Source organism: Caulobacter sp. S45, assembly GCF_903642205.1.
Classification (GTDB): Bacteria; Pseudomonadota; Alphaproteobacteria; order Caulobacterales; family Caulobacteraceae; genus CAHJWH01.
Genome location: NZ_CAHJWH010000097.1, coordinates 1 through 12,116, shown reverse-complemented (window position 1 = coordinate 12,116; position 12,116 = coordinate 1). Strand labels below are relative to the sequence as shown.

Genomic DNA, 12,116 nt, shown 5'->3' with positions numbered 1-12,116 from the left:
CCCTCACTGTGCTCCACGACGGGCAGGTGCAGGCGGGCGCCGCCGTGAAAACGCTTGCGCCCGGTGATCCAGGCCTCAAAGCCGCCGAGCGCCAAATCCAGCGGAGCCACCTTGCGAGTGGCGCAACAGGCATCTGTCGAGCGCTTATAGAGGTCAGCCTTGGGGTCCTGGATCGCAAGGTCGGCGTAGGCCGGGCGCAGGTCGCGCACGTCAGCGAGGCCCAGCTGGGCAGCCAGCCGCTTGCGGTAGTCCAAGGTCTGGCCGAACAGGTGGCCCGTATCCAGGAACAGCACCGGTGTAGCGGGATCAATTCGGCTCAGCATGTGTAGCAGCACCGCAGACTCCGACCCGAAGGAGGAGACCATGGCGATGCGCCCGGTGAAGATCGTAAGCGCGGCTTCCAAGATAGCCTCAGGCGAAGCGCCGCGGAGGCGGTCGTTGAGGTCTGCAGCATCAACGTGTTGACGGGTCACCTCCACCGGCGAGGTCACTCCGGACGCCAGGGCCGCGGTTGGCGCGGATGCTACCGATCGCAACGGAGATGACGCGGAAAGTATGAGGTGGCTGTCTACCGGAAGTTCCGCTTCATAAGCCATGCCTCAGCCCTCCGCCGTGGGGATATGTATCCGCTCGCGGAAGGCAGGCGCGCGCCGGTCGGCTGCGCTCTGATAGACGTGGCGGAAGCGGAAGACCGAAATCGTCCACTGCTCGGGCGTCGATCCATCCGATGGCTCGAAGCTGTCGAAGCCGCATCGTGACATTTCCTTGGCCAGGTCGCGCACGACCTCGCCCACCGCCCGCAGCTCGCCCGCATAGCCATAGCGCTCGCGTAGCAGAGCGGCGGCGCTTAAGGCGCGACCGTCGCGGAACTTGGGGAACTCGAGCGCCACAACGGCCAGCCGTGGCAGGTCATAGGCCAACCCCTCGACAGGATCTTCGGGCTTCAGCCGCACCCCGACCGAGCGTCCCTCGGCCAGCCAACGATCGCCATCAGCCTGGAAGCGGGACAAGGAGATGATAACCTGGCCCAGTTCACCGCCCGGCGCCTCGTCATCGGCGATGTGCGTGAAGCCATCCTCCCGCCACACGAAGGAGCTGGCCTCCGGGCCGTCGCGACTAATGAGCTTCGGCATAGACCGCAGCCTTGAAGGGAGTGAGGCCCACGCGGCGGTAGGTGTCCAGGAAGCGTTCGGCGCCCCTGCGTTCGCGTAGATAGGCTTGGACCAGCGCGTCCACGGCCGGAGTCACCTGGTCATAGGCGACGGCGGGGCCCAGCACATCGCCGAGGCTGGCGTCCTCGGCTCCGGAGCCTCCTAGCGTCAGCTGGAAGAACTCCTCTCCCTTCTTGTCCACGCCGAGAATACCGATGTGGCCGACATGGTGGTGGCCACAGGCGTTTATGCACCCGCTGATCTTGATCTTCAGCTCGCCGACGCTCTCGGCCACGTCAGGCATGGAGAACCGCTGGGCGATGGACTGGGCGACGGGGATCGCCCGGGTGTTGGCCAGTGAGCAGTAGTCGAGCCCAGGGCAGGCGATGATGTCGCTGGCCAACCCGACGTTGGGACAGGCTAGTCCCGCCGCCTTCAAACCTGCGTGCACGGCCGCCAGGTCGTCGAGCTTCACATGCGGCAGCACCAGGTTCTGCTCGTGCGTGACCCTGATCTCGCCATAGCCATATTGGTCGGCCAAGTTTGCGATAGCGTCCATCTGGTCGCTGGAGCAGTCGCCGGGCACCTCGCCGGGCGTCTTGAGCGAGATGTTTACGATGGCGTGACCGGCGATCTTGTGCGGCTTTACGTTGTTGCGGACGAAGCGGCCAAGCGTCGGATCGGCCCTGCGCGCCGCCTCCAAGCTGCTGGAGACCGGCGATGCATCGACGAATCGGACATAGCTGAAGGCTCCGCGGATACGGGCCAGCTCTACGTCGGGTAGGTCCACCGCCACGCGGTCCATGGTGGTCCACTCGGCCTCGACCTGGCGCGCGAACTCCCCAGCGCCGAGCGCCGCGACCAGGATCTTGACGCGGGCCTTGAAGATGTTGTCCCGCCGGCCGTGACGATTGTAGACACGCAGGATAGCTGACAGGTAGCTGAGCAAGGATTGCACCGGCAGGTGCTCGCGGATGGTGGTCCCGAGATAGGGCGTGCGCCCCATCCCGCCGCCGACCATGACCTCGAACCCGAGCTGGCCGTCGCGGTCTCGCCTCAACACCAAGCCTATATCGTGCACCTTGGCCGCCGTGCGATCCTGGGGCGCTGCAGTCACCGCGATCTTGAACTTGCGCGGAAGGTAGCTGAATTCGGGATGCAAGGTGGACCACTGGCGGATCGCCTCGCACCATACCCGCGGGTCGTCCACCTCCTCGGCCGTCGCCCCGGCGTAAGGGTCGGAGGTGGTGTTGCGGATGCAGTTGCCGCTGGTCTGGATGGCGTGCAAGTCCACCTCAGCCAAGGCATCCAAGATGTCGGGCGTCTGCTCCAGCCTGATCCAGTTGAACTGCAGGTTCTGGCGGGTGGTGAAGTGCCCGTAGCCCTTGTCGTAGATGCGTCCGATCCTCGCCAAGCCTCGCAGTTGGTCTGAAGACAGCGCGCCGTAGGGGATGGCGACCCGCAGCATGTAGGCGTGGAGCTGCAGATAGAGCCCGTTCATCAGCCGTAGCGGCTTGAAATGCTCCTCCGTCAGGGCCCCCGAGAGGCGGCGCTCGACCTGGTCGCGGAACTCTGCGGATCGGTCCTGGATCACCGAGCGGTCGATGGCGTCGTAGCGGTACACGTCCTGTTACCTTTTCAGCCGGATCAGGCCGAGGCGCCCTGACGAGCGAGCGCCGCCGGCGTGGGCGCGCAGGGCTTGAACGACGAGACCGCCCTCGGCCTGCTTGCCCATTTCGGGGTGGATGGTGGGGCCAAGCGCCCGGACACGTTCACGATAACTGGTCGGCACAGGTACGCCGCCTTCCAGATCCAGGTTGATCAGGTAAGGCTCTACCACGATCGTGGGCTGGGCCCGGGCGAGGTCGAGCGCCGCTTGCCCAGGCTCGACCGCGTTGAACAGCTCCGCGTCTGCGAAGCGCTTGACCCAGCGACCCTCGGCCCAGAACACGACCTCGCCGTCGCGCAGATCGCTTGCGGTTACCGCCGCCAAGCTCACGCCTGGCCCCTCCGCGAGACGCCAGGGTGCTCGCCGTCCAGAAGCTCTGCCGCCAAGACCAAATGGGCGGGCTTGAAGGGAGCGGATGGAGATCCCGCCAGCTCGACTGATCGCCATTGCTCGTCATGATGGGATTGCGGCCGCGGCTGCACTTGCGCCATGGCCACCACCTCGCCGACCATCAGCACGGCGGGACCAGCGAAGGACCCAGATACCTGGGGCAGGGTCGCCAGAGTGCAGAGTGCGCGACGTTCCTGCAGCCGGCTGGCGTTCTCGACGATCAGAACCGGCGTAGAACCGGCCCGCCCTGCGGCCATGAGGCGGCTCGCGATCGTGGGCGCGGTGGACAGGCCCATATAGATCACCACCGTCTGGTTCGGCCGGGCCAGCGCCACCCAGTCCAGATCAGGCTCTCCCGCCCTTCCATTCTCATCTACGGCCGCATGACCGGTGACGAAGGTCACCGCCTGAGCAAGGCCGCGGTGGGTCAGGGCCGCACCGGATGAAGCTGCAGCCGCCAGAGCGGCGCTGACACCTGGCACGACCTCGCAGTCGATACCCGCTACGCGGCAGGCCGCGAGCTCCTCACCGCCACGACCGAACATGAAAGGATCGCCCCCTTTCAGCCTCACCACCTGCAAGCCTTCGCGCGCCAGGGCGACGAGCAAGTCGTTGAGGTCGGCCTGAGGCACGCTATGAGTGGACTTGCGCTTGCCGACGTAGAGCCTGCGAGCGCCTGGAGCCGCCAGGGCCAGCACGCCATCGCCCACCAGACGGTCATAGACCACCACATCGGCGAGCCGTAACAGGCGCTCGGCTTTCCGGGTCAACAGTTCAGGATCGCCAGGTCCTGCACCCACCAGCCAAACCTTGCCAATGACGGTAACCGGTCGAGGACCGCCGTTGAGCACAACCAGGCTCGACTCACGATCTCGGGTCCGCTGCTCCATGGCTTCAGAACTCCTGGCGTAAACTTAGAGGCTGGACGATGGAGGCATCGCCGTCGTCCAGCCTCTAAGTCCTTCGCCGGAAGGGCATTACGGCGCGGGATGCTTGCTAAGTGACCGGCGATCGGTCAAAGCGCAAGGCGGTTGATCCTGGGTGGGCGTTTAGGAAAACTGTTGTGCAGCGTCGACGATTACCTCCGCTGAACGCGCTGCGGGCCTTTGAGGCGGCGGCGCGGCACATGAACTTCAGCCGGGCGGCGGACGAGCTGAGCGTGACGCCCGGCGCCGTCAGCCAGCAGATCCAGAACCTGGAGGACTACATCGGCGCGCCGCTGTTCAAGCGGACCGCCAAGGGGCTGTTGCTCACCGACGGGGCGCAGACGGCGCTGCCGGCGCTGCGGGAGGCCTTCGACCGGCTGGCGGAGGCGGCGAGCCAGCTGACCGCCGCGGCGGACGGGCGCCGGGTGACCGTCTCGGCGGCGCCCTCCTTCGCCGCCAAGTGGCTGGTCCCCCGCCTCGGCCGCTTCGAGGCGGCGCACCCGGAGGTGGACGTGTGGCTGTCGGCCGGCATGGAGCTGGTGGACTTCGCCGACGGGGAGGTGGACGTCGCCATCCGCTACGGCTCCGGCCGCTATCCCGGGCTGGAGGTCACACGGCTGATGGGCGAGACGGTCACCCCCGTCGCCGCCCCGTCCCTGCTGGCCGAAAAACCGCTGGCCGAGCCGGAGGACCTGGCCCACCATACCCTTCTGCACGACGGCTCGCCGGACGCGGACGAGAGCTGCCCGGACTGGGCCATGTGGCTGACGGCGAGGGGGCTGCGCCAGATCGACGGAACCCGCGGACCGCGGTTCAACCAATCCAGCCTGGTGATCGAGGCGGTGGTGGGCGGCCGGGGGGTGGCGCTCGCCAAGGGCACCCTGGCCCAGGCGGACCTGGACGCCGGCCGGCTGGTGGCCCCGCTGCTCAGCTCCACCACCACCCTCGACCTCGCCTACCACCTGGTCCACCCCAAGGCGAAGGCGCGGCTGAAGCAGGTGCGCGCCTTCACCGGCTGGGTGAAGGCCGAGGCCGAGGCGCACGAGGCGGGGCTGCGCACCATGGACAACGGCGCAGGGATCTGAGAGGGGGAGGATGCAGAGATGACCGGCATATTGGTCCAGATGCGCCGCGCTCCAGCCGCGGATTGGACGATAGCCGATGTGGCTGCGGTCTGCGCCGAACATGGCGTACGGTGCATGCCGCCTTCGGGCGGAGGATCGCACTACAAGGTGTCTCACGCCTCACAGCGGGAAATCCTGACCATTCCGCACGCACGGCCGGTTAAGCCGGTATATATACGCAAGTTCGTTAGGTTCATTGAGGCTGCAGGAGGCTCCAATGCGTCATCCTGACTACCCGGTCTTGATCGAGCCTCTCGTTCCTGAGGACGGCGGTGGTTACCTGGCGATCGTCCCCGATTTGCCGGGTTGCATGTCCGACGGAGAGACGCGGGAGCTCGCGGCTCGAAACGTGGGGGACGCTATCGAAGCCTGGATTGAAGAGGCCCTTGCTCTCGGCCGCGCGATCCCGATCCCGTCGAGCCACCGGGTCCCGGCGCAAGCGTGAACAGGCTGGAAGACGCTCGCTGACCTGCAACGTGGTCGCTCAGGCGCTCTTCCGGTCTGCATGAATCCCGCTACTGTCACGCCTCCGCTGAAGTCTGGAGCCGCGCCACCATGTCCATCCGCTCCCTCGCGCTCGCCGCGAGCCTGTTCGCCTCGGTCGCCGGCCCGGCCCTGAGCCAGCCCGCCCCAGGCCAGCCGACCGGGGCCATGCTCGGCTTCAGCGATCGGGGCGCGGCCGCCGAGCGCGACCTGGAGCACCGATTCGACGCCATGATCTCGGCTCCCGAACTAGACGGCTGGCTGCTTCGCATGGCGTCCCAGCCGAACCAGGTCGGCGGCCCGCACGACAAGGACAACGCCGAATGGCAGCTCGCCATGTTCAAGAGCTGGGGCTGGGACGCCCATATCGAGCAGTTCGACATCCTCTACGGCGTGCCCGTCGCCGAGAGCGTGGACCTGCTCGGCCCCGCCCCCTTCCACGCCAGGCTGCACGAGCCGGCCATCCCCGGCGACCAGACCTCCGCCGACATGCCGGGCGTCCTGCCGCCTTACCTGGGCTACCAGGGCGACGGCGACGTCACCGCGCCCCTCGTCTACGTCAACTACGGCATGCCGGACGACTACCGCACCCTGGCCCGGGCCGGGGTGGACGTGCGCGGCAAGATCGCCATCGCGCGCTACGGCGGCGGCTGGCGCGGACTGAAGCCCAAGCTGGCCCAGGAGCACGGGGCGGTCGGCTGCATCATCTATTCCGATCCCAAGGACGACGGCTACTACACCGACGACCCCTATCCCAGGGGCGCCCAGAGGCCGGCCGACGGAGTGCAGCGCGGCTCGGTCAACGACATCACCCTGTTCTCCGGCGACCCGCTGACGCCCGGCGTGGGCGCCACCCCCGGCGCCCCGCACCGCTACACCCGCGAGACCGCGCCGACCCTGATGAAGATCCCGGCCCTGCCGATGTCCTATGCCGACGCCCTGCCGCTGCTGAGCGCGCTCGGCGGCCCGGTGGCGGAGGCGAGCTTCCGCGGCGCCCTGCCCCTCACCTACCACCTGGGCCCGAGCCCGGTCATGGTGCACCTGGTCGTCAAGTCGGACTGGCGGCTCCGCCCCATCTACGACGTCATCGCCACCATGAAGGGCAGCGAGTTCCCCGACCAGTGGATCGTGCGCGGCAACCACCACGACGGCTGGGTCTTCGGCGCAGAGGACCCCCTGTCCGGCCAGGTGGCCCTGATGGCTGAGGCGAAAGCCATGGGCGAGCTGGCGAAAAGCACCGGCTGGCGGCCCAGGCGCACCCTGATCTACGCCAGCTGGGACGCCGAGGAGCCGGGCCTGATCGGCTCCACCGAGTGGGCCGAGAGCCACGCCGCCGACCTGCAGGCCAAGGCGGTCATGTATCTGAACTCCGACAACATCGACCGTGGATACCTGAACCTGGAGGGCAGCCACGAGCTGCAGACGCTCGCGAACGGCGCGGCGGCGGACGTGACGGACCCGGAGACCGGCGCGGATGTCCTGACGCGCCGGCGGGCCTACCTGCAGGTGAAGGCGGATGCCCCAGGCGCCAGCGCCGAAGCCAAGGCCTTGGCCAAGGTCGCCGGCGCGAACGGCCCCCTGCCCATCCAGGCCCTGGGCTCGGGCTCGGACTACACGCCCTTCCTCCAGCACCTGGGCGTGCCCTCGCTGGACGTGGGCTACGGCGGCGAGGGGGAAAGCGGCGGCGTCTACCACTCGGCCTACGACACCCACGACCACTATGTCCGCTTCGGCGATCCGGGGATGAGGTACAGCGCGACGCTGGCCAGGACCGCCGGGCGCATCGCGCTCCGCTACGCCGACGCCGACCTGCCGCCGGTGGACTTCTCCGCCTTCGCCACGACCATCGCCCAGTACGTGGACGAGGTGCACAGGCTGGCCGACCGCGAGCGGGAGGAGACCGCCGCCCGCGACCGGCTGATCGACAGCGGCGGCTACAAGCTGGGCCTGGACCCGGCCAAGGCGGAGCTGCCGCCCGAGCGGCAGGCCGAGGTCCCGGCCATCGCCTTCGCCCCGCTCGACCTGGCGAGCGCCCGGCTGACGGCGAGCGCTCAGCGGTTCGAGCGGCTGTACGCCTCGCCGAGCCTGTCCGCGGCTCATAAGGCCGCACTCGGCCGCGCGGTGCAGGGGATCGACCTGGCCCTGATGAGCGCCCAGGGCCTGCCCGGCCGCCCCTGGTACCGCAACATGATCTACGCGCCCGGCACCGAGACCGGCTACGGCGTGAAGACCCTGCCCGCGGTCCGCGAAGCTATCGAACAGCGTCGCTTCGCAGAGGTCGACGGCGCTGTGCAGGCTACCGCCGCGGTGCTGAACGCCTATGCCGACCGGCTGGATAGGGCGAGCGTGGCGGCGGGAGGATGAGGCTTCCGCGGTCCGTTGTGCGGCCGCATACGGCGACCCTCTCTCATCCTCCCCTGCGAAGCGGGGGAGATAAGAGGCGGCGCGCCGCATGAGCTGGCTCCGCCGCAAGCCCATCGGCGAGCCCGAGGCCACGGGCGAGCGCCTCGCGCGCACCCTCGGCTGGCCGCATCTCGTGGCGCTCGGCGTCGGCGCCATCGTGGGCACCGGCATCTACACCCTGACCGGCGTCGGCGCCGGCATGGCAGGCCCTGCGGTGATCCTGTCGTTCGCCATCGCCGGCGCGGTCTGCGCCTGCGCGGCGCTCGCCTATGCCGAGATGGCCACCATGATCCCGGCGGCCGGCAGCGCCTACACCTACAGCTATGCGGTGCTGGGCGAGGCCATCGCCTGGGTGGTCGGCTGGAGCCTGATCCTGGAATATACCGTGGTCTGCGCCGCGGTGGCGGTGGGCTGGTCCGGCTATGCGGGGGGCGTGATCCGCTCGCAGCACTGGCCGATTCCGATCGCGCTGCTGGCCGGGCCCGGAGCCGGCGGGCTGGTCAACCTGCCCGCGGTGGTGATCTCCCTGATGGTGGCGGGACTGCTGTGTCTGGGCACCCGCGAGAGCGCCCGGATCAACTTCGTCCTGGTGCTGGTCAAGATCGCAGCCCTGGTGATGTTCGTGGTGCTGGCCCTGCCCGCCTTCGATCCGCACCGCTTCACCCCCTTCGCGCCCTACGGCTTCGCCAAGCACGAGGTGGGCGGGGCGGCCAAGGGGGTGATGGCCGCGGCCGCCATCATCTTCTTCGCCTTCTACGGCTTCGACGCCGTCTCCACCGCCGCCGAGGAGACCAAGAACCCGGCGCGGGACCTGAAGATCGGCATCGTCGGCTCCATGCTCGCCTGCACGGTCATCTACATCGCCGTGGCGGCGGCGGCGCTGGGCGCGGTCCCCTACCAGGCGCTGGCCGACAGCGCCGAGCCTCTGGCGGCCGTGCTGCGGGGGCTAGGCCGGCCCGGCGCGGCGACGCTGATCGCGGCGGCCGCCATCATCGCCCTGCCGACGGTGATCCTGGCCTTCATGTACGGCCAGAGCCGCATCTTCTTCGTCATGGCGCGCGACGGCCTGCTGCCCGAACGGTTGGCCCGGGTGAACGCGAAGACGGGCACGCCGGTTGTGGTGACGCTGCTGACGGGCGTGGTGGTGGCGGCGCTGGCGGGCCTGCTGTCGCTTAAGGACATCGCAGCCCTCGCCAACGCCGGCACGCTCTGCGCCTTCATCGCCGTGGCCGCCTGCATGCTGGTGATGCGCCGCCGCGATCCCGACCGCGTGCGCCCCTTCCGCGCGCCCGCCGCCTGGGTGATCGGACCACTGGCCATCGTGGGCTGCCTGTACCTCTTCGCCAGCCTGGAGTTCGCCACCATCTGGCGCTTCTTCGCCTGGAACGCGGTGGGGCTGGGGGTCTATGCGCTCTACGCCAGGCCGAGAAGCCGGCACGCCTGAGATCAGCAAGCGGCGGCGACGCCGCCATATGCGATCGAGGGCGTTCAGAGCCTGCTCTTGATCCCGCTCACCAGCGCCTCCGCCGTGATGCCGAACTCCGCATACAGCCGCTCCGCCGGCGCGCTGGCCCCGAAGCCGCCCATGCCGACGAAGACCCCATCCAAGCCGATGAAGCAGTCCCAGCCGAAGCGCACCGCCGCCTCCACCGCCGCGCGTACGGGCTCGCCTCCCATCACCTCGCGCCGGTAGGCCTCGTCCTGCTGGTCGAACAGAGCCCAGCACGGCGTGGAGACCACCCGCACGCCCACGCCCTCGGCCTGCAGCCGGTCCCGGGCGACGAGCGCCAGCGGGACCTCGGTCCCGGTCGCGAAGATCACGACCTTCGCCTCGCCCTCGGCTGGCCGCAGGGTGTAGGCCCCTCGCGCCGTCAGGTTCTCGGCCGAGGGCTCGACCCGCACCGCCGCGGTCTTCTGGCGGGAGAGCACCATGACCGAGGGCGTGCGCTCCGACTGCAAAGCCACGCGCCAGGCCTCCGCCGCCTCCACCACGTCGGCGGGGCGGAAGACGTTCAGGTTGGGGATGGCCCGCAGCGCCGCCAGGTGCTCCACCGGCTGGTGGGTCGGCCCGTCCTCGCCCACGCCGATGGAGTCGTGGGTGCCCACGTGGATCACCCGCACCCCCATGAGCGCCGCCAGCCGGATCGCCGGCCGGCTGTAGTCGGTGAACACCAGGAAGGTGCCGCCATAGGGGATCACGCCCCCGTGCAGCGCCAGCCCGTTCATGGCCGCCGCCATGGCGTGTTCGCGGATGCCGTAGTTGACGTAGCCGCCGGCATAGTCCGGCGCGTCGAAGATCGCCGTGCCTTTGACGAAGGTGTTGTTCGATCCTGTCAGGTCGGCCGAGCCGCCCATCAGCTCCGGGATCGCCGGCACGAGCGCGTCCAACGCCGCGCCCGAGGCGGCGCGGGTGGCCATGGCCGGGCGGTCGGCCACAGCGAGGGCGATGTGCTTGTCCAGCCGGGCGAAGGCGTCGGCGGGCAGCTCGCCCGAGACCGCCCGGATGAAGTCCGCCGAGTGGGGCAGGCCCTTCAGCCGCTGCTCCCAGCGCCTGCGGACGCCGGCCCCGCGGCGGCCGGCTCCGCGCCAGGCGGCCATGACCGCATCGGGCACCACGAAGGGGGCGTGCGGCCAGCCCAGCTTCTCACGCGTCGCGGCGACCTCCTCAGCCCCCAGCGCCTTGCCGTGGGTGTCTTGGTGGCCCTCGAGCGTGGCGGAGCCCTTGCCGATCCTGGTCTTGCAGGCGACCAGCACCGGCTGGGACTGACGCGCGGCCCAGCGCAGGGCGCGGTCGATGGCGGCGGTGTCGTGGCCGTCGATCCGCCGCGTCATCCAGCCCGCCGCCCGGAAGCGCATGAGCTGGTCGCCCGCCTCCGACAGGGCCACCGCCCCGTCGATGGTGATGTCGTTGTCGTCCCAGAGCACGCACAGCCTGTTCAGCTTCAGCCGCCCGGCCAGCGAGATCGCCTCCTGGCTGACGCCCTCCATCAGGTCGCCGTCGCCGCAGACCACCCAGGTGCGGTGGTCCACCCGCTCAGGCCCGAAGCGGGCATTGAGGTGACGCTCCGCCATGGCCATGCCGACGGCCGTGGCGAGCCCCTGGCCGAGAGGGCCGGTGGTGGTCTCCACCCCCGGCGTGTGCCCATATTCGGGATGGCCCGGCGTGATCGCGCCCCACTGGCGGAACGACCGCAGCGCCTCCAGCGTCATGCCAGGATAGCCGGTGAGGCACAGCAGGGCGTACTGCAGCATCGAGCCGTGCCCGTTGGACAGCACGAAGCGGTCCCGGTCGGGCCAGCCCGGGTGGGCGGCGTCGAACTTCAGGCGCCGGGTCCACAGCACTGTCGCCACGTCGGCCATGCCCATCGGCATGCCGGGATGGCCGCAGCCGGCGGCTTCCACCGCGTCCATGGCCAGCACGCGGATCGCGTCGGCCATGAGCTGGAGGCTGGGCGCCTGTGGGGGCGGCGCGGCCACGGCGGGGGGCGTGAGCAGATCGGCTTCGGACATGGGCGAGAGGAGCTGCGCCGCCGGGCGTACGGCGGCCGTGTTTGCGGCAGGCAGGCCGCAGGCGCAACCCGGCGCAGCGCTTTGGCCCCGCCGCGGACCGCCTTATAAGGTGAGTCGAGCGGGCGGGAGGGCGATCATGGCGGAGCCTCTGGCGCATCCGGGGACGGCAGGCGAAGGCCTCCTGGCCGACGCCGCCCACCGCCTGGACCGCGCCCTCCAGGTCCTGGAGGCGGCGATCGGCGGGGGCCGGCCCGCCGCGTCCTCCACAAGCCTGGCTGAGGGGGTGGAGCTGGAGACCGCCCGTCGGCGCAACCGGGAGCTGGAAGCCGCCGCCGCCGAGGCGTCACACACGCTCGGTCGCGCCATGGCGCAGATGGAGCAGGCCTTGCAGGACGATGAACCGGCGGCGGCGGCGCTGCAGACCTCCCTGTTTAAACCCGGCCTGTTCGAGCCCGGCCTG

General features: G+C 69.7%; 11 protein-coding genes. 5 read left to right on the top strand and 6 right to left on the bottom strand.

Annotated elements, in window-relative coordinates:
* The 5 genes from HUV06_RS10445 to cobA form a co-directional block, all read right to left on the bottom strand.
* Nucleotides 1-404: phosphoadenosine phosphosulfate reductase family protein (locus HUV06_RS10445; protein WP_254601050.1), on the bottom strand; the 404-nt coding region annotated here is incomplete at its 3' end.
* A gap of 195 nt (nt 405-599) precedes the next feature.
* Complete coding sequence (locus HUV06_RS10440; protein ID WP_174301211.1) at nt 600-1,133, bottom strand: DUF934 domain-containing protein; 534 nt, start codon at nt 1,131-1,133, stop codon at nt 600-602.
* Nucleotides 1,117-2,775 (bottom strand): nitrite/sulfite reductase, encoded by a 1,659-nt coding sequence (locus HUV06_RS10435; protein WP_174301210.1) that lies wholly within the window; start codon nt 2,773-2,775, stop codon nt 1,117-1,119. The genes HUV06_RS10440 and HUV06_RS10435 overlap by 17 nt, the downstream gene beginning before the upstream one ends.
* 6 nt (nt 2,776-2,781) lie before the next feature.
* A complete protein-coding gene (locus HUV06_RS10430) occupies nt 2,782-3,144 on the bottom strand; it encodes a DUF2849 domain-containing protein (RefSeq protein WP_174301209.1) in 363 nt (120 codons plus the stop codon).
* 2 nt (nt 3,145-3,146) lie between these two features.
* A complete protein-coding gene (gene cobA / locus HUV06_RS10425) occupies nt 3,147-4,100 on the bottom strand; it encodes a uroporphyrinogen-III C-methyltransferase (RefSeq protein ID WP_174301208.1) in 954 nt (317 codons plus the stop codon).
* A gap of 173 nt (nt 4,101-4,273) precedes the next feature.
* Here cobA and gcvA point away from each other — a divergent pair, with 173 nt between their 5' ends.
* From gcvA to HUV06_RS10405, 4 genes are all read left to right on the top strand, one after another.
* The gene (gene gcvA / locus HUV06_RS10420; protein WP_174301207.1) at nt 4,274-5,221 is read left to right on the top strand and encodes a transcriptional regulator GcvA; all 948 of its coding nucleotides are present in this window, start codon (nt 4,274-4,276) and stop codon (nt 5,219-5,221) included.
* 256 nt (nt 5,222-5,477) lie between these two features.
* On the top strand, nt 5,478-5,705 hold the full coding sequence (locus HUV06_RS10415) for a type II toxin-antitoxin system HicB family antitoxin (RefSeq protein ID WP_174301206.1): 228 nt from the start codon (nt 5,478-5,480) through the stop codon (nt 5,703-5,705).
* A gap of 110 nt (nt 5,706-5,815) precedes the next feature.
* Nucleotides 5,816-8,107, top strand: coding sequence for a M28 family peptidase (locus tag HUV06_RS10410; RefSeq protein WP_174301205.1), 2,292 nt, complete (start codon nt 5,816-5,818; stop codon nt 8,105-8,107).
* 88 nt (nt 8,108-8,195) lie between these two features.
* Nucleotides 8,196-9,590 (top strand): amino acid permease, encoded by a 1,395-nt coding sequence (locus tag HUV06_RS10405; RefSeq protein WP_174301204.1) that lies wholly within the window; start codon nt 8,196-8,198, stop codon nt 9,588-9,590.
* A gap of 44 nt (nt 9,591-9,634) precedes the next feature.
* Here HUV06_RS10405 and tkt read toward each other — a convergent pair whose 3' ends face one another.
* The gene (tkt, locus tag HUV06_RS10400) at nt 9,635-11,584 is read right to left on the bottom strand and encodes a transketolase (RefSeq protein WP_174301213.1); all 1,950 of its coding nucleotides are present in this window, start codon (nt 11,582-11,584) and stop codon (nt 9,635-9,637) included.
* Nucleotides 11,585-11,792: 208 nt separating this feature from the next.
* Between tkt and HUV06_RS10395 the strand changes: the two genes are divergently transcribed.
* On the top strand, nt 11,793-12,116 hold a 324-nt coding region (locus tag HUV06_RS10395; protein ID WP_174301203.1), incomplete at its 3' end, for a hypothetical protein.